Origin of the sequence: Pedobacter sp. (assembly GCF_041645105.1) — a bacterium.
In the GTDB taxonomy this organism is placed as follows: Bacteria; Bacteroidota; Bacteroidia; order Sphingobacteriales; family Sphingobacteriaceae; genus Pedobacter.
The window spans coordinates 422,301-442,513 of the sequence record NZ_JBAZQQ010000005.1 but is presented as its reverse complement, the minus strand read 5'-3'; the positions used below and the strand labels follow the sequence as shown (position 1 = coordinate 442,513).

Sequence of the window (20,213 nt, the reverse complement as noted above, 5' to 3'; positions counted from 1 at the left end):
TTTTCAAAAATTAGAATGTCACGTTTAATCCGAGCACAAATTGTTTGGTTAAAGGGAAGTTATCCGATCCATTTGATTCTGGATCCTGATATTTTAACAAATCGCTTTTAGTAAAAATGAACGGGTTATTAGCTGTTGCATAAAAGCGAAGTTTTTTCATTGACATTTTTTTCAATATCCCCTCTTGTAGCGTATACCCTAATGTTATATTTCTTATTTTAAAGAAAGAACCATCTACGAATTTCAAAGCATCAAAACCAATATACCCACCTGTACTACTGTGAATTCCCGGTCTTGGCAAATAAGCTCCTGGATTTTCCGGCGTCCAGTAATCGACGTCATCAGGGCTGTTTGCTGTAGTTCCGTTAATTGGATTATAACGGGTAATCAGATTGCTGGAAATCATTTGACCCCATCTGGCAGTCAGCATCAGGCTGGCATCAAAATTCTTGTATTTAATGTTATTCTGCAAACCCGCAGTCCAATCAGGGACCTCGGAACCTAATACCACCCTATCATTTGGACCATAAGGATGTTTACCATCACCATTAAATATTCCATCTGTTTGTAGTTTAATATCCCCTGGAACGGAATTGTATTTTGCTGCCTCCGCTGCTTCATTCTCCTGCCAGATACCCAAATACTTATAGTTAAAATATGTTTTGAGTGGTTGTCCGTAAAAATAATTACCAGACACCAAATCTTTACCTCCTGGTAATGAAGTAATTTGTTCTTTATTCGCAGCAAAAGTAAAGGTAGTCCCCCATGAGAAATTATCTCTTTCAATATTTCTTGTATTGATGAGTATCTCCAAACCTCTATTGTTCATTTCACCAATATTTTGCCATATTTTAAATGGTGCACCCCAAGACCCACCTAAAGAACCCGGGAGTTCACGCTGGAATAACATATCCTTTGTATCTGTATTGTACCAATCTACAGTCAGGTTTACTATGCCTTTAAAAAACTCAGCATCTAAACCCACATTTGTATTGTATGACTTTTCCCATCCCAGATCTCTATTCGCCAACAACTGGTTTAAGATAAAAGCAGGAGCAGCAACATCTCCAAAACCGACCGGACGTGGGGCATTGTAACCTCCTGCCTGAGTACCATATGCACCTACACCTCCAGAGTTCCCTGTTATACCGTATCCAACACGAAGTTTCAAACTCGTTACACTTTTAATGTCTTTAAAGAATCCCTCGTCACTAATTCTCCAGGCAGCAGCAGCGGCTGGAAATGAGTCCCATTTATGACCTACAGACAACCGCGACACTCCATCCCAGCGATTAGAGACTGATAACAGGTATTTACCTTTATAGTTATAATTCATCCTTCCAACAAAAGAGGTAGACTGATCCTGTACAAATGCAGAACTGATGATTGTCGATGACGCTGCAGCAAGGTTATGAAAAGAATAAGAATCAAGATCAAATCCAGAGCCACCAGCCGAAGAAGATTCAGCGCGGTTTTTTGCCATTGAAGTTACCCCGGTCAGGCTAAATCGATGATCATCATTCAGATCAAAGTCATAAGTGAGTATATTTTCCCAACGATAATTAACAATTCTTTGATTATCTATTACCGCAGCCGGTACTTTGTAGCCAGCAACAGGGTTAGCTATAGATTGAGTGCCAAAATACCTACCTGTTCTGGATGATCCCAGAACTGTTCCAATCACAGAACGGAAAGTTAAGCCTTTAAAAGGTTTAGCCTCCAAATAAGCATTACCAGCGAAATAGGTATTTAAAGTATTATTTACATATTGATTTGGAATTTGATCAGATAAAGGGTTAGTCACATTCTCTATTGGAACATGATTAATATTTCCATTTGCATCGAAAGGATCTCCAAAAGGGGCAAAAGTTAAACTGTTGCCAAAAATATTCTGGGCAGCTGCATCATTATCTGTATAGGTCAACTGCAGATTTGTTCCCACCTTAAATAGTTTAGAAAGTGTATGGTCTATATTCGCACGTGCACCATACTTTTTATTCTGATCATTTTTTATCAAACCTTGCTCATCGTTGTAATTTAAAGACAGATAAGTAGCTGTTTTTTCCGTCGCACCATTTACAGATACATTGTAATTTTGCTGTAATCCATCTCTCATTGCAAGATCTACCCAGTCTACCCATTTCCCAGCTTCATAAGCTGCCTGTTGTTGCGCGTTATTGATAAATATCTCGCTGTTGAATTCGGGATAATTCCCTTTCTCACCACGATATGCTTCGCGTTTTAGCTTAATATAATCATCTCCAATCAATCCATGAGGATATTTAGGAAAACCATTGTATCCAAAAAAAGAATCGAAGTTGATATTCATACTTCCTACTTTTCCCTTTTTAGTAGTAATCATTACTACCCCATTTGATCCGGCTGAACCATATATTGCTGCAGAAGAAGCATCTTTCAAAACATCAATAGATTCAATATCATTTGGGTTTAAATCAGAATAGCTACCTGGAATACCATCAATAATATACAGAGGGTCATTACTACCAGAAGCAGAGTGATTTCCTCTAAGTCTGATGGTCGGGCTGGAGCCCGCCTTACCTGAAGTAGTCATGATATCCATACCTGCTACCTTACCCTGTAAAGCATTCATTGCATTTCCTGTTGGCGTAAGCACAATATCATCTGCTTTTACCGAAGCCACAGAACCAGTTAAATCACGTTTTTTTACTGTACCGTACCCCACCACAACAACTTCATCCAGATCTGATGCTTCGTCTATTAGGGTAACTGTTATCGTTGTTTTGCCAGTCATTGATATTTCCTGGGTTTTATACCCCATCATGCTGACAACTATTGTTTCATTTCCTGTAGGAAGATTTAATCTAAAAACTCCGCTTCCATCAGTTGATGTACCAGTCGTAGTACCTTTAATTTTAACACTAGCACCTGGTAAAGGTTGGCCATTGCTATCTTTTATAGTTCCGGTGATATTTACCAGAGGAGAAACAATACCATTGTGCTGAGTTTTTTTAATAGTTGGCATCACTGCAAACCCTGATACAGGTAAAAAGAGAGCCATAATTAAGGGAGCCCATGTCTCTTTTAATCCCTTGCTTTTAAAAAGCTTTTTTCGTTTCATACTTGCTCGTCAAATGATTTAAAAATTTGGTTGATTTTGTTAATTTTTCTAATTAAGGAGTGCGGAATTGATGATTATTTCATCTGAAGACGGCGTGTCATCATAGATAGTTTATCTGGTCAGACAGGGTTAGGTCTGACAGTGCTTTTTATTTAATTTATAATGTTTAGGTTATTTAATAGGCTTCAAAAATGCAATCAATAGCTATGTATTTACTATAGCATTTTCTCAATCAACTGTACAATATTACCATTTCATTTTTTAAACGTCAAAATAACGGTTTTAGTCTCTAGAATTTTACAATAGATTAACTAAAAACACAAAATTTAAGATGTTTTGTGATGGAGCCGTTTCCGGTTCTATTTAGATCTCATACTCTAAAAGTGTTTTTTCCTATAACAGAATGATTAAGGATCACAAATCAGTTAACACAACTGACAAATAATCATAAAAAAGAATATTTTCCTGATTATATTATATTAATAGAAGATATATCTACTATTCTTCATTTTTGACATACCAAATATTTAATCAGTATGTTAAACGTATCTATTATTCCAGAATTAAAGGAAGGATTATTATGAGAGCTTTAAAAATCGGTCAATCAATTACAAACCGTAGTCATGCTTCTTTACAGCGTTATTTAAGTGATATATCAAAATATAACGTATTGACTGTTGAGGAAGAAATCTCTCTGGCCAAGAAGATAAAAACTGGCGACAAAGCTGCCTTTCACAGGTTGATTAATGCCAACTTACGTTTCGTTGTTTCTGTAGCAAAAAAATATGAAGGTCAGGGTCTTTCCCTACCCGATCTGGTTTCGATTGGAAATCTGGGTTTGGTTAAAGCTGCTGAACGCTTCGATGAAACGAAAGGATTTAAATTCATTTCATTTGCAGTATGGTGGATCAGGCAATCTATTATGCATACGATTGGTGAACAAAGACGTATAATTCGCAGGCCGACAAACCAGAGGGATGATATTTTCGAAGTTTATAAAGCACAGGATTATCTGGAGCAGCGATTAGAGCGTATTCCAACACCTGATGAGCTTGCAGACCATACCGGGATTGCAGTAGAAAAGGTTAAAGATTATCTGATGGATTCTCCATTTGGTATTCCTTTAGAATCGGATGATGAGGATGAGAAACCAGGTATTTCCACTTATTTACAGGATCATACTTTTAAGGCTCCTGATGCACAGATTGAGTTAGAAGGCAGACAACAGTCGCTGGCTGCTATGGTTCAGAACTTGACCGATCGCGAGGCTAGTATTCTTCGTATGTATTATGGCTTAGATAATGATACGCCTATGTTACTGGAAGATATTGCTGTCAATTTAGGATTGAGCAAAGAGTCGATCAGAAGGAGTAAAACTATTGCCATTAAGCGTTTAAACGCTGATCATAAACTAACTCACTTAAAGGAATATATCACAGAAAGTAATTATTCCTGGCGTATTGCGCAATAGTCAATACTCATTTGATTTCAAGGAAAAGGGAGTAAACTCAGTTCGAGATACTCCCTTTATTATCATATTTAATTTTGCATTTTTACACTTACATTTATAATTGGTTTCTTTTCATAATCTGACGTAACTATATTGATAAGCATCATACCATATTTACCTTCTGGCGTTAGAAAAAACACGGCACTTCCTGAAGCTAACCCCGTAGACGCAGTGGCGCCCACAGTTGCATCAAGATTTATGGTCCTTGCTTTAGCTAATGTTTCAATAGCAGATCCTGAAACCGCATTATTCACAAATGCTGTTGCCTGAGATGCCACCGGAGCACTGAATTTAGTAGTTCTTTTTGGATTCCAGGCGCTCACGTCATAAACAGTTAATGGACTCACAGGAGTATTAATTGAGTACAGATTTACAGCATATTCTATCTGATTACTACTATTAAGATACATCTTTCTATAAATACCAAAATCAATTTTAGCTGCATTTGCTGCGCCATTGCCATAACTAAAGGATGTCCCCTCGTTTAGCGAAAAGAAAGATGGCAATACCTTTGCGATGGTATCAGGCAAGTAAATAACTCTATTTGCAAAAACTTTATAGCTTGGTTTTCCCTCAACAACAACTTTTTTATAACCATCACCAATATAAACGCCCTTTTGGTTCCTTGCAAATACACGGAAACTAGTTTGCCCATCACGTTGTACTTTATACTTGAAAACAGTAGAAAAACTTCTGCGCTGGTCATTGGTCAATGTGTATACTGTGGAGCGATCGAAACCGGTACCTGTTGTTCTTTCGACTGTAACAGTATACATATCCTCTTTCGCGGAATTGATAGTAAAATCAACCCAGACTTCAGTATTATCATCTACCTCTTTATAGTCAACTACAGCTTTAGGGTCGCTATTATTAAATGTAACCGTAACATCTTCAAACATGTCGAAAATACTATCGGCTTCTTTCTTACAAGACGTCAAAATAAATACACTTGAGGCCAGAAGCAAGAACTTTGATATATTTTTAATTTTCATTTCCTTAATATTTTAAAATACAATTTTCTATAACTCTCAGCTTAATCAAGTGGATCAAAAGTGCCTCCAGACCATCCAATTGTTGGTGCTATGTTAAAACCATTATTTACAAAGTCATCATGGAATGTATAGAAATAGTGAAACACCGGAACATTATAAGGAGAATAACTACCATTTGTAGTCACATTCACTCTAAAATACTTGGTAAATACTGTTTTGTCGTTGGTGTTTAGTGTTTCCCTAAACATTACGCCATTAGTTACTGCCTCTAAAACACCTTTATCTTTCAAATCGGCACCAACAGGTGGATTGACTAAAGTGATTTCAATCTTTTGCATGTTTCCAGTTAGTTCATGCATGGTACGTGATCTTCTCAAATCAGAGTTACGCTTATTTTCGAAAGCAAACTCGATCATTCTTTCATTTAGGATAAGTGTTCTCATTGCGCTAGGGCTACTTGCCAGATCCAATCCATAATCTGCAGTACCCTGCACTATTCCTGCCCGCTGTCTGATTTGTCTAACCATGTCCTTTGCTCCGTTTAAATTTCCAGTTTCATTCAAGCAATCTGCATAATTCAACATCACTTCAGCTAATCGAAGTTCGATCCAGTCAAACCCATTTCCACCAACATTATTTGCATATCTTACATTTCCTGCAGCTAAAGTAGGAGAAGTAAAACGTTTACAATAAACACCATTGCCATTAGTCTCACTAGCAGCCTGGTTATATGTCCATTGTCTTCTTGTAGCTTTACCGCTTAAAGCCCATGGACCACCATTATAGGCTATTGTAGCTTCAAACCTTGGATCTCTATTTTGCCAGAACATGATGTCATCATAAGGATAATCTACAGAGGTTCCTCTCGGACGTCCATCTTTCATCGGATAAGCCTGAAGCATTTTAAAAGAAGGCATAAAACCTGTTGTAGGACCACCACTCTCAGAAGTAGGTCGGGATCTATATTCTGTATCGTGCCCCCTTCTTTCGATTGCAGCTGAATGCGTTCTAACTAAAATTGCTTCTGTGTTCGTTGTGCCTTCTACCCTAAAAATATCTGCATAATTAGGCAGTAACTTTCTTCCGGCTGCAATGCTCATATCATAAGCCAGTTTATTCGCATTTAAAGCATCTGTCCACCTGCTCGATTGAAAAGGATGCTTTCCATCATTAGTAGGATTAAATTGTGGGCTAGCCCAATAAAACAATACTTTAGCTTTAAGGTTAACAGCAATCAGCTTTGTGATCTTTCCACGACCATTATCATCTTGTGGATTAAAATTTTCAAGCATGGCAATTGACTTATCCAGATCTGAAATAATCTGATCAAAACACTCTTTGGCACTTTTTCTACCTCCTGTATATACACTTTCAGGAGCTTGTGGTTCAAGCGGTAAAGGAATACCTCCATACACTTTAACCAATTCGAAAAAAGTCATGGCTCTCAATGCATAATACTGACCTAAATACTCATTCTTTCTGTTCTCAGCTAAGGTACCCTCTGGAAGAAACTTTATAGCCTCATTACATCTTTGAATGTCAAAATATTTATTTTCACCCGCCACACTATTATTATTGTACCGATTCCCTGCCCATCTCACGTCATTATTAGTCAAAAGGCCTTGCAAACCTAAGGCTGCACGCGTGTATTGATCTGTCTCTGCAAAGTAGTTCTCGTCACTTGCCAAGTGGACACCATTTCGTTCGTTAATAATTATCTGAAATGGGAATGTTGGGATAACAACATCGTATGTTCTATTCAGGTGTAGTTGGACGGCCCCATCTGTGCTCCATATGGCATTATCAACCCCACCACGATCTGGAAGATCGAAAAAACCCTTTTTACAACCTGGCAGACAAGCTGCCAAAGAAAGAATAATTAAAGATCTTTTTATATTAGTTTTAAATTGCTTAATCATGATTCAAAAATTATAAGTTAACATTTAAACCTAAAGAAACTGTTCTCAAGATTGGATAATCGTATGCGTTTGACGAATACGGATCTTTATAATCTAATGGGTTTACCAAAGTCCACAAATTGTTACCGGTAAGCAAGAATCTTGCTCCGGATAATCCAAGCTTATTTACAAACTTAGTAGGTGCCTTATAGCTCAAAGTCATCGTATTGATGCGAATTGTTGTACCATCAACAGCCCAGAAATCAGAATTTTTAGCTACTGAAGGATCATCAAAACGAGGGTATTTTCCTTCCATAGGATTTTCCTGTGTCCAACGATCTTTCCAGATAGCTAATACGTTTCTTGTAAGGGATGGTTGGTTTCGGGCCTTACTATCGTAAAATGCTTTACCTCCAAGTCTTGCAACGATATTAGTTTGTAAAGAGAATGCTTTGTAAGCAAAATTCAGATTAAAACCTCCTGCAAACCATGAGTTTGTTTTATCATAAAGAGGAACCATATCGTTATCAGTAATCACCCCGTCGTTATTGGTATCTTCGTAATATAAAAAGCCCGCTTCGGGAATTCTATTGTATATCCTATAATTTGGATTTTTCGCCATAAAAGCGTCTACCTCAGTTTGAGTTCTAAACATACCTAATGTTCGTAAACCAATGTTGCTGGAATTATATTTACGCGGATCAGTACCGAATGAAGTAACCCAATCCGGAGCTACGTTATTTATTAAATCACCTGCTCCATAAATCAATCGTGTATTTACAGAATTACCATACGCAAAGTTTACGCTTGCGTTCATGCTCAGATCAGTCGTCAACTTTGCTTTGTACCCCACGGTGAACTCTGATCCCCAGTTATAGGTTTCCCTATAGTTAACAATTGGTGCGGTGAATCCGCCATATAATGGATATAGATTATTACCACCCCTATCAATTCCATCGTAGTTACGATTTTGAAATGCCTCAATACTTAAATCAACTTTATTATTGAACATACTTGTTTCTATACCAACATTAAGCGTTCTTTTCTTCTCCCAGGTAAGGTCTGGATTAGGGAAAAATGACGGGTTTAAACCGTTGGCATTTGCATTACCATACATGTAGCCATTATTGGTATCAATGGTGTAACGAGCCTGCCATAATCTTGCAGTCACACGATCATCACCGGTAACGCCATAGTTCACTTTAAACTTCAAATAATTAATAAAACTCAGAAACTGAGTGTTTTTAAAGAAACTCTCCTGACTTACAATCCAGCCGAAACCTACGCTAGGGGATAAACCCCAACGTTTACCTGGTGCAAAATTTGAAGAAGCATCAGAACGGATAACAAAATCAACAAGGTATTTTTTATCAAAATCATATGATGCACGACCAAATACTGATCTTTTTGCAGTTTCACCACGCTCAGCACTTTGTAGAATAAGTGTATTTACATCAAAGCCCCATAAATCTTCACTTCCCGGTATCAACTGATTTGATCTATATACAGATAAATTCTCGTAATTCGATTCAGATTGTTCAGCACCAGCAAGGACATCAAATGTATGTTTACCAAAAGATCGACCATATTGAAGTGTAAAAAATGCCTGATAGCTATTATTTTCAGCCAAGCCGGGATTAATTCTCTGGTTAGCAGTATTCACCTGTTCGACAATAGGGGTAACCGCATCCAATTGATCGGTATACACTTGAGCATTGTTACCAATTTTAGCGAAATTATAAGTTTGATATGGTGGAGAATAAGTTCTGCTATTTGTTGAATTACTTCCTTGGGAAACTTGCAATTTTGCAGTTAAACCTTTCAGGAATATAGGTTGATAAGTTAAATTTGCATTTATTCTATATCCTTTTGATTTACGTTTATTATAAAACCCAGAGTTCAGTAAGGCATTTGGGTTGACAGTATTGTTGAAGTTTACAAATTTCCCATCAATGCTATTTGGAACCCATCTTGGTACCGTAATCATTCGCTCCATAAATACATCATCCTGATCCGTAAGATTATGTTGTGCATTTCTAATATTCCAATCTACGTTAAAATTTACATCTGCTTTTAAGCCACTAACAATAGTAGCTACAACACCACTTCTGAAACTGTACTTATCGAAGTTCATGCCTTTAAAGTTGGCATCCTCGTTCTGGAAACTACCTCCGGCAAAAAATGTAATTTTATCACTACCGCCTGAGATATTGATATTATGGCGCTGTGTAGTTGAAGCCTGCCAGATTTCATCATACCAGCTTTTAAAATTCTGCCCCCTAAGGATCTCCAGATCTTCTGGTAAGAAAAAGCTAGAAAGTGGAGCGCTTGACTGGCGCCAGCCATCATTTAACAATAAAGCCTGATCATAAGCCGATAACATGTCAGGGGACCTAGTGGCATCAGAAACTCCAACATATCCACTATAAGATAAAGTTGTTTTCCCAATCTTACCTCTCTTAGTCGTAATTAAAACAACACCTTTCGCACCTGCCGCTCCATAAATTGCAGCTGAGGCATCCTTTAAAAAGGAAATATTCTCAACCATTGATGCATCAATATTATCAAAGGCTTCTCTGTCTACCGTAATTCCATCTACAATATAAAGGGGTTCATCAGAAACACCGATTGTCTTTGCCGTTTCAGATACCGTTGAATTTCTGATGTTTAATCGAATAGGAGAACCCGGACGACCTGAGGTTTGATTAACACCAACACCTGCTATCCGGTTTCTTAAAGCTCCTGCAATATTTGGCGCAGGAATATCTGCAATTTCCTCCCCTGTAATATTTGCAACAGACCCCAATATCTCTGATTTTTTCTTGGTGCCATAACCTACAACAATAACTTCATCCAGATCTGAGTTATCAGATGCCAATGAAACATTCAACGTAGATTTCCCTGCCAATACCAGGGTCTGTCTTTTGAAACCGATGTAAGAAAACACCAGCGCATCTGTTGCAGGGTCTGCCTGAATAGTATAAATACCATCAGCATTGGTGGCTACATTACTTGGTTTACCCTTAATGCTGACGTTAACGCCGGGCATTGGCCCTCCGTCACTGGCATCAGTAACTTTACCTGTAATTTTCTTTACCTGCGCATACGACGATACGCAGAAAAGCAAGGATAAAATTATTATCCCTTTTAACACTCGTAAAAGTTTAAAGTTCATACTTGGTTTTGTTATATAAATGGTTTTTTTACTATCTAGCTACTTAGTAAATTGTAATTAACTGTTCTTCTTGATAATAGGTATATTGTTTAGTTGATTGAGATTGTTAACTGCTCTATTTAATGTAAATGTTTTATCGAATACTTTTGTTTTAGATTATGGTTTATATTAAACAATTTATGGTCAATTAATTAAGAGAAACCCGTTACCAATAGTTACTTTAATCAGTAACGGGGATTCTTTCTAACCAAATAAAGAACGATTTGAGAGCGTTTGACTAACCAAATAAAGCGTTTTGTATTTTAATTGCCCTTCGCTGCCGCTTTTCTGCGTAGCTCCCAGTCCTTTCCTTCTTTTTTCAAATCATAACCTGCTGCAGACAGGTAATTGTTGATTCTGCCTTTATATTTTCCAAACCAGGCATGTTTTTTATTTGAAGACTCTGCATCCATTGCATGCTCACGTGCTTCCGTAAGCCAAATCAGGATCTGCTTTTTCTGCTCTTCACTTAAAGTTAAGATCTGTTCCTGATAGGCTTTATATGTTAATGGCAATACCCCATAGGTCATCCCATTTTTAACCTGGTCTACCTGCTCTGCACTTAATTGTCCTGATAGTTTTGCCAGATACTTTTTATGAAGTTTAGCTAATTTGGCATTTACATTAGCCTCTTCTTTTGCTTTCGCTGATTCAAATGCTGCTTTATTATCTGCATTTTCTTCTTTTATAGCCTTAAATTTCGCATCACGCGCTGCATAGATGTCATTCAGATTGCTGTATTGATCACGAATGATATGAGTAACCTTTTCTTTTTTGGCTGCATCATTAATATCAAGAACTGCTGTGATTTTTTCAGCCCGCTCTGTAATCATCTTTACATATTTAGCTTTCTCTTCTGAAATATCTTTCGAAGACGTACCATTTTGTGCGAATAAAACATTTGTAAATGAGAGCATGATTACCATTAAAAGGTAGAAACCTTTTAACCTTAAATCTTCATTGGAAACCAATGAAATTTCCATTTTTTTTCCTCGTTTCATAATTCACTTATAAACAAATTATTCATATAAAAATAATTTGTCAGTTTATAATTTGGTTACAACTTACTCTGCTTTATACAAAACTCAACAATAGTGCTTCTTATTTCCTGTTATTTATTAGCAACTTATTGTAGGATATTATCGCAAAATGTATTAACTTTAGTATTATTATATGCAATATTTGCTAAAACATCGTTTTCAATAATTAAATATAAATATAATATTCAAATATAAAAATAAAATGAAGCCTCATTTTCACAAAATTCCACCTACGCTCCAAAGTTCTTTTAGTATCCGCCATGATATTAAACCTGACTTCGGAAACGTTTGGCATTATCATCCTGAACTTGAACTTCACTATGTGATCAAAGGTGAAGGGGTCCGATTTATTGGCGACAACATCAGTAACTTTACTGAAGGAGAAATGATCTTATTAGGAGAAAACCTACCTCATACCTGGCGATGTAAGGATGAATATTTCCAGAGTAACCCAGATATGAATGTGGAAGCGATGGTCATACAGTTTCTTCCAGACTGTTTAGGCAAGTATCTTTTAAATTTACCTGAAGCCTATTTGATCCCTAAGCTTTTTGAGAAAGCCAAGAGCGGCATGATGATTCATGGTAAGTCGAAGGACAAACTAGCGGAACTAATGCATTCATCGATAGAGGCCACCAATCTGGATCGCATCATTATCATGCTTAACATTTTGAAAACTTTGGCAGAAACGGATGAATTTGAAACCATAGTTACTGCGAAAGCTAACTTTTACCAAAGCAGCGAATCAGAAACTGCAAGAATTAACAGAATCTGCAATTATACTATGACTAATTATAAGAATGATATTACATTAGAGGAAATCGCTTCTTTAAGTAACCTGAGCATCACCTCTTTTTGCAGATACTTTAAGTTGATGACCAAGAAAACTTATTACGACTTCCTGATCGAAATTCGAGTTAGTCATGCCTGTCGCTTTTTAATTGAAAACAAACTACCAACAGAGATGATCTGTTTTGATTGTGGTTTTAACAATGTATCTAATTTCTATAGACACTTTAAAAAAGTTACAGGCATGACCCCATTGGATTATAAACGTAAATACCTGATGGAATAATTAAAGAACCGGAATATTTAAATCACTCCTTAATACATTGTAATTACTGTAAAGGCTTTCTATTTCCTTAACAATGTTATTATCGAAAACACCTACATCTCTGCGGGTAAACGTGGATATATTTAATCCTCTTTTCTGCAGAAAATACTTTGATACAACTGGATAGACATTGTGCATCACATCCATATTACTAATCAGGAATTGTTGTACTCTTTTGATCTCTTCTTCTAATTGTGGATCATTATAATTATCACACAACCAAACAATCAATTCCGGAAAGTAATTTCCCTGTATACATGATACACCTGCAGAACCGGCTTTTAAAGAGTCTACCGCATGTACCATGTAAGCATCATATAAGCCGAATTTAGGATTGTCTGCAGTTACTGCCAGCTTTTCCTTAATCTGTGCAAGATCCAAACAGGTATCTTTATGATATATCACTCTTCCTGTTTCAACAAATTGCTTTAGCTGACCAGCATTTAATGTTCTTTTATAAGGCACCGGACATTCGTAAAAACCAAAGGGAACATCAGCAGTCTGTTCAAACAATTCTAATACACGATCATTAAATACCTGATCTGACTCCTGCTCTTCGGCCAATAAGCTTCCGATTATAATCACGGCTTCTGTACCCAGGTCATTTACTCTTTTAACAAAATCTGCTTGCTTACTGATGTCTCCGCCAAATGTACCTGTAGCTACTACGGGCACAGTTCCTCCTGCTACTTTTATAACATGACTGATTACTTTTAGCCTTTCTTCATCCGTCAATTCGAACATTTCGCTCGATAAACAGTTCGCGAATAATCCTAAAGCACCTGCTTTTAAATAAACTTCTGTAAGCTCTGTAAGTGCTTTATAATCTATCTCTCCATTGTCCGAAAAAGGAGTTAGCATGACAGGGATGAACCCTTTTCTTGAGTTTTCCATTTTATGTTTAATCTTAAGCAAAGATCTACCCGCAATGCACTGTATTCATATAAGATTTTCTCTATATATTATAACATCTTACCTTATTTTGATCTATTCCTAATATTAATCACATTACTGTACATCCAGGGCATCTATACTTAATCCTTCTACATCCTCAGCTATCAGACGCACCCTATAAGTTCCTGCGTTGATCATGGTACCGGTAGTTGTGTTAAAGTAATTCCATTTTCCCTTTCTTGTCTGTTTAAACTCTATTGGTTCTGCCGCTTTTAATACTGTACCATCTAAGGTTAAAACTTCGATTTTCCCTTTTAAGGAGCGCTCAAATGGATTATGATATTTTACAGTGAGCGAATAGGTATCGGCTACTCCAACTACCATATTCCACTCCAATACATCACCTGATTGCTTTTTGAAAGTTATACGATCTCTTCCCATCAGCTCTTCCTGCACCATACCCTGCCCTATCTTTTTGGCTTCAATTGCTTTATAAGTAGTAACAGTTTTCAGGTCGTATGCTGGCTGCATATTCGTTTTTGGTAGTATAGCAATGGTATACATCTCTGTGTTTGCTTGATTTCGTCCTGCTGCAATCGTCGCATCTTTCAAGTATGCCTTTTTAAATACATTATAGGTATGCCCCCTGCTATTTTTAATGGTGGTTTGCGTGTCTTCATAATCAGACAACCAGCTTAACCTTCCTTTAATATTTGCGTCCACAGCAATATAAACATCGGCATCTCCAGTAAGTTTAAATGGTGCTACAGTATTTTCTTTAACACTGGTTTGAATCCATTCTGCGCCATATAAAGATGATGGTAGCGCAGTAAAATACACCAAGTCATCTTTATATTGCTGATCGCCTAAATCCATCCATGCTAAGGGTTTTATATTTACGCTATTTAGAATAGATAGACTTTCCTTTACAGGTTTAATAGCTTTATTAGCTGATGCAATGGCTATCCCTGAAATAAGGGCTTGCCCAGCTCTTACCTGTGGAAATGAAACAACCAGCATTCCACCTTTTACCTGAGCTTTTACTGTTTTCTTTAAGGCCGAATCATGTCCGACTGCTGACCAGATATCTACATTTTTAAGTAAAGTTTCTCCGTTTACAGCTACATCAAACAAACGCATCCCTGTAGCATCCATTCCTCCTCCTGTACCTAACCATGGCTCAATGAAGTATAGCTCGACCAAGTATTCACCATCTGGCACAGGGAAATGATAGGTTAGCTGATCACGTCCATATCTAAATGTCTGAAATAGCTTCCAGTCTGTAGTTCCTTTTATCGGGTCAAAAGTGCGTCGCTGGCTAGCAAAAAATGCTGGCATACCTGCAAAATTGGCGGTCCAGGATTTAGAACCATAACCACCTGGCGTCAGTTGTCTATCGGCCGACCATAATTGGCCGTTCTCATCTTTATACGCTGGTCCACCGCAATTGATACGGTATAAATAGTTATAATGATTTGCAGCTGCTGTAATGTTCTTTGCTTCCTTATTAAATTGGTTGAAATTAGGTGCTTTTGGCAGATGATTTAAAACAATATAATCTTTTGCTACTGCTTTTCCATTTACATATCCAACCGCATACAACACATTGTACTTGATATTTACTCCATCCCATTGAAAATGCGTACCTATTCCAGCACGTTTTCTTCTCCCCAATGAAGTTGAATTAACATCATTAAAAAGTTCTACTTCATCACAGTTAGAATAAATGGTAATGCTGTCCTTTTTACCTGCTGTAAGCCATCTTTCCGGCCAGGTATGTGAAACAATATAGACCATTGGTTCTGTTTCTTTTGGTGCATAATTGGATCTGAACATATAAAAGACATCCAGAGGTTCTTCCCATGGGGTAAATAGTCCCTTATAATTTACCGGGCCAATACGGTCTAATTCTCTTAATCCTTCACCTCCTTGTACCCTTCCCGGATTATCATGCGAACTGTATAGCCAGAAATAATGTCCTGCTGTTTTATCTTTTACAGACTCTGCCAGCCGTACTTTTGTTTCCATCAGTTGGGTCATGTTGTTTTCACTATAAACACCTTTCTGATTAAATGGACCTTCTGTATGTAAATCAAGTGTACGCCATGCTCCGTACTCACCAATCAATACCTGGCGCTGTATATCTTCTGCATAAGTTAATGGGTCTCCACCATAAGTTCCTGTCCAGTTTTGCGGCACATCCCAATCGGTTCCTTTTCCGCCATTACAGGTGGTCACCTTTCTTTGCGATGATGCTGTAGGGTCCAGGCTCCGAATTAATTCTGTACATTCCTTTGCAAAATCTTCTGGTAAAGTACTCTCATTTTCCAATCCCCATAACACTACCGAGGGACTGTTCCGTCTTTCTTTTACCCAATCTATCAGTAAGTTTTTAAAATTGGTTCTGAACTCAGGAGTATCATACCAGATATGAGCTGCCATTTGTGTCCATGACAGAATGCCTAACTTATCCCAATACTCCTGATATAAAAGGTTATGTGGCTGATGCGCATCACGGAATGAATTAAATCCTGCAGACTTAATCTGCATCACTCTTGAATGGATCTGCTCATTGCTGAAAGCGTGACTTTGACCGATCAGATGTTCATACTCTGCTATTCCATTGATAAATACCGGTTTACCATTAAGTAAAAACCGCTTACTATCTGCCGGATTCTCACCTATAGGCCAGCTAATCCAACGAATTCCATACGGAGTATTCAGTTCATCAATGGTTTTATTTCCCTCTTTTATACTCGTCTTCATCGTATATAAATAAGGATTTTCGATTGACCAGAGTTGCACGTTTTTTAGCTCTTCAGTCTGTTGTTTTAAAGCAATTGTCTTTCCAGGAAATATTTTTTCTATACGTTTCAGTTCTGCTATCTTCTTACCTGCTTTATTGAACAACTGGTTAACAACAGTTATATTTCGTACTACTGCGCTATAATTTTTGACAGTGCTTTCCATTTTTAGCTGTGCTGACTTTTCTGTCACCTTATTATCGTTCCAGATATGCACGCCAAAAGGCTCTATTCTGACATCACTGGTTACCACCAAATGAACAGGTCTGAAAATACCCATAGGCTGTGAGCCTTCAGAAAAGCCTCTTTCTGTAGAACATCCACCGTCTACCCAAGGCAGATCTTGTATGTTTGCAGGGTGATCCGCACGCACGGCCAGCAGGTTGGGTTGATTATTTAACTTAACATCGGAAGTTACATCTATTGTAAATGTGGTACGTCCACCTGCATGATACCCTACTTTTTTACCATTTAACCAGATTGTGGCGTATGAACCAACTCCCTCAAAATATAGAAAGAAGCGTTTACCTTCTTTTTTTTCTGAAGTACTAAAGCTTTTTCTATACCAGGCATAACCATGGCGATTGCCATGTAACATCCTTCTGTACCCTTCATACTGATCCCAGTTATGTGGTACATTTACTTTTTTCCAGTCTTTGTCATTAAAGCCCTGTTTTTCAAAACCTTGATAAGCATTGATATTATTGTCGTCGGCAATACTCTGCCAATTCTCATTTAATGTGATGTTTTTGCGTAATCCTGTTTGTGTAAACCCTGTACTTGTAAAAAAAAGGCCAATCAGAAAAGCGACTACTTTCCTTTTATTCATAATCTCTCCAAATCTCCGTTCAATTTATAGATTTCGCCCTTTTGTGTGGCGATGCTTGTAATTTTATTTCCATAACGCAGTAAGCAAACTCCACCTACTTTTGATTGTATTTCAAGTGCTGTCAACACACCTTTACTCCATTTTAAACTGAGTTCATAACCTCCTCTGGCCAACATTCCTTTCACTTCTCCCTCTGGCAGATCTGCCGGTAAAGCTGGTAATACCTCAACAAACTGGGTATGGCTTTGTAAAAGCATTTCAGCAATGCCTGCAGCACCACCAAAATTGCCATCAATTTGAAATGGCGGATGTGCATCGAATAAGTTTACATAAGCACCTCCTCCTTTTGCCGCCGGACTGATCAGCATTTTCACCATTTTCATGGCATGATCTCCATCTTTAAACCTGGACCAAAAATTGATTTTCCAGGCTAAACTCCAGCCTGTACCTTCATCGCCACGATAAATGAGGGACTGACGTGCAGCTTTCATCATATCCGGTGTGTCCCAGCTAATATCATTGCCAGGATGCACTCCCCATAAATGTGATACATGTCGATGTTTATTGGTGGTATCATCTTTATCTTCCAGCCACTCCTGCAACTGATTATACTTCCCGATTTGATTGGGCGCCAGTTGTGTAACTTTCTGTTCTAGTGTCTTTCTAAATTCTGCATCTATGCCCAATAAATTAGAAGCTGCAATACAATTTTTAAAAAGGGTACGAATAATCTGATGATCCATTGTCGGACCTGCGACTAATCCGCCATTTTCAGGTGAGTTAGATGGTGTACTGATCAACCAGCCTGTCTTCGGGTCTTTGATAAGAAAATCAACATAAAAAACTGCTGATTGTTTCATGATCGGGTAAGCCTCATTTTTAAGAAATGTATAATCCTGAGTAAACTGAAAATGCTCCCATAGATGCTGACTTAACCAACCTCCACCACCAACCCAAATACCATGATTTGAAGCATTTATCGGGGCTGTAGCATTCCATAAATCAGTGTTATGATGCAATACCCAACCATTGGCATTATAATGAACTTTTGCAGTCAATGCACCATTTTTAGCCAAGGATGTAATCTTTTTAAATAAAGGCTCGTTCATAGCCGGAAGATTTAATGTTCCGGTAGGCCAATAATTCATTTCCAGATTGATGTTTGTAGTGTACTTACTACCCCAAGGTGGCGTAAGCTGATCATTCCAGATACCTTGCAAATTTGCAGGTTGCGTGCCTGGTCTAGAACTTGAAATGAGCAAGTAACGTCCGTACTGAATAAATAATGCTGCAAAGGATGCATCTTTTGAGCCGGCAAATCTCTCTATACGTTCATCTGTAGGAAGGTTTTCATTTTCGCCCTTTCCAAAATTTACTGTAAATGGGCTATAGTATTTCTGGTATTCTTTTATATGCGCCGCTTTTACCTGTGCATAGGTTTTGCCCAGCAAACTTGCATTAGCCTTTATACATGCCGTAGCGGGGATACCATTAACATTTTTATCATTGATAAAATTTGTTCCTGCGGTCAAATACAATGTTACATCATCTGCATTGCTGATGCTTATTTTACCTTGGCTCACCAATAGTTTACCTTTTGTAATTACTGCTTTAAGCTGACTCTCTCCTTTTAAAGCTCCAGCTCTTACTCGGACACTAATCGACAAGGTATTTTCATTGATTTTTTTGACCAGATGATACTTATGTGGGCTCGACAAAATTGCATCCAGACTAATGCTGCCTTTTTTTTCAGCTGTTAATCTAATTACTACAGCCTGATTTGGCTGACTTGCAAAGTACTCACGTTGATAATTGACTCCATTTAAGGTATATGTCGTACTGCTAACTGCTGTATTTAAATCAAGTTTACGCTTATAGTTTGTTACTGTTGAGTTATGATTTTTAAAGTTTAAATGTAAATCTCCAAATGCCTGGTAACTGGCTTGAAACTGAGATACCATAGGAGGCTCGTCATTTTGAACCTTATACTTCCATTCCTTAACCAGTGATATGCCATTTTCTGGTTTACCTCCTTCAGGATATATGGAAATGGGGCGACTTGTATCTTTATATCCTGCAATTCCTCCTTTATCAAAGTAATTTAAAACCTGTACAGCTATGGTATTTTTCCCTGTTTTAATCAGGTTTGCCGGAATAATGTACTTTCTTGGTGCTGTGCCATCTGTATTGCCCACCAGCGTCCCATTGATATAGCTAAAATCCTGATCACGAACCCTGTTTAAATCCAACATAAGGTTTTTACCTTTCCAGTTTCCAGGAACTTCAAAGGTAGTACGTAACCATATTGCGCCATCAAAGTCTTTTAGTCCTACAGCTTCCCAACCTTCATAACTGGGGACTTTAATCGTTCCCCATTGCAGGTCATCATAGTTTTCTGCTGCAGGATTGCCTGACATTCCTTTTAGGGTTTTCATTTCTACAACCCATTTTGCTCTATCACCAGCAATACTTTGAGTCCCCATAAAATGCTCGGCAGCCAGTTTTTCCGCCGCTGCCTGTTTACCTTCAAATAGCAGCTTTCGGATCTCGCTAAGATAATTTGCAGCGCCTTTGTGGTTATAATCCCTGGGTCCGCCTGTCCACAGCGTTTCCTCATTAAACTGAATCCTGTCTTTTTCTACCCCGGCAAATACCATGGCACCAATCCGTCCATTCCCAATAGGCAAAGCATCCGTCCATTGTTCAGCTGGCTTGGTATACCAAAGCTGATAGGCTGGTTGTTGGGCAATAACATCTGTAGTGATTAGGCTGCCAATGAACATTAAGTTCATGCAGGTAAAAAAACTGCTGAATTTCA

General features: G+C 37.8%; 10 protein-coding genes. 2 read left to right on the top strand and 8 right to left on the bottom strand.

Annotated features, from left to right (window positions below):
- Window positions 1-10: 10 nt before the first annotated feature.
- On the bottom strand, window positions 11-3,100 hold the full coding sequence (locus tag WC623_RS17730) for a SusC/RagA family TonB-linked outer membrane protein (protein WP_372853530.1): 3,090 nt from the start codon (window positions 3,098-3,100) through the stop codon (window positions 11-13).
- A 580-nt stretch (window positions 3,101-3,680) separates the two neighbouring features.
- Here WC623_RS17730 and WC623_RS17725 point away from each other — a divergent pair.
- Window positions 3,681-4,571 (top strand): RNA polymerase sigma factor RpoD/SigA, encoded by an 891-nt coding sequence (locus WC623_RS17725; protein ID WP_372853528.1) that lies wholly within the window; start codon window positions 3,681-3,683, stop codon window positions 4,569-4,571.
- Window positions 4,572-4,639: 68 nt separating this feature from the next.
- Here WC623_RS17725 and WC623_RS17720 read toward each other — a convergent pair whose 3' ends face one another.
- The 4 genes from WC623_RS17720 to WC623_RS17705 all read right to left on the bottom strand — a co-directional run bounded on the left by WC623_RS17720 (window position 4,640) and on the right by WC623_RS17705 (window position 11,715).
- The gene (locus WC623_RS17720; RefSeq protein WP_372853526.1) at window positions 4,640-5,602 is read right to left on the bottom strand and encodes a hypothetical protein; all 963 of its coding nucleotides are present in this window, start codon (window positions 5,600-5,602) and stop codon (window positions 4,640-4,642) included.
- A gap of 41 nt (window positions 5,603-5,643) precedes the next feature.
- Complete coding sequence (locus WC623_RS17715) at window positions 5,644-7,521, bottom strand: RagB/SusD family nutrient uptake outer membrane protein (RefSeq protein WP_372853524.1); 1,878 nt, start codon at window positions 7,519-7,521, stop codon at window positions 5,644-5,646.
- Between the two features lie 10 nt (window positions 7,522-7,531).
- Window positions 7,532-10,675 (bottom strand): SusC/RagA family TonB-linked outer membrane protein, encoded by a 3,144-nt coding sequence (locus WC623_RS17710; RefSeq protein WP_372853522.1) that lies wholly within the window; start codon window positions 10,673-10,675, stop codon window positions 7,532-7,534.
- Window positions 10,676-10,977: 302 nt separating this feature from the next.
- Window positions 10,978-11,715 carry a DUF3826 domain-containing protein gene (locus tag WC623_RS17705; protein ID WP_372853520.1) on the bottom strand — a complete coding sequence of 246 codons (738 nt, stop codon included), beginning with the start codon at window positions 11,713-11,715 and terminating at the stop codon, window positions 10,978-10,980.
- 241 nt (window positions 11,716-11,956) lie between these two features.
- Between WC623_RS17705 and WC623_RS17700 the strand changes: the two genes are divergently transcribed.
- Complete coding sequence (locus tag WC623_RS17700) at window positions 11,957-12,829, top strand: AraC family transcriptional regulator (RefSeq protein WP_372853518.1); 873 nt, start codon at window positions 11,957-11,959, stop codon at window positions 12,827-12,829.
- Here WC623_RS17700 and WC623_RS17695 read toward each other — a convergent pair whose 3' ends face one another.
- The 3 genes from WC623_RS17695 to WC623_RS17685 form a co-directional block, all read right to left on the bottom strand.
- On the bottom strand, window positions 12,830-13,762 hold the full coding sequence (locus tag WC623_RS17695; RefSeq protein ID WP_372853516.1) for a dihydrodipicolinate synthase family protein: 933 nt from the start codon (window positions 13,760-13,762) through the stop codon (window positions 12,830-12,832). It lies immediately after the preceding gene.
- 114 nt (window positions 13,763-13,876) lie between these two features.
- Entirely contained in the window at window positions 13,877-17,395 is a 3,519-nt protein-coding gene (locus WC623_RS17690; RefSeq protein ID WP_372853514.1) for a malectin domain-containing carbohydrate-binding protein, read from the bottom strand.
- Window positions 17,392-20,187, bottom strand: coding sequence for a glycoside hydrolase N-terminal domain-containing protein (locus WC623_RS17685; RefSeq protein ID WP_372853512.1), 2,796 nt, complete (start codon window positions 20,185-20,187; stop codon window positions 17,392-17,394). The genes WC623_RS17690 and WC623_RS17685 overlap by 4 nt, the downstream gene beginning before the upstream one ends.
- Window positions 20,188-20,213: the final 26 nt, after the last annotated feature.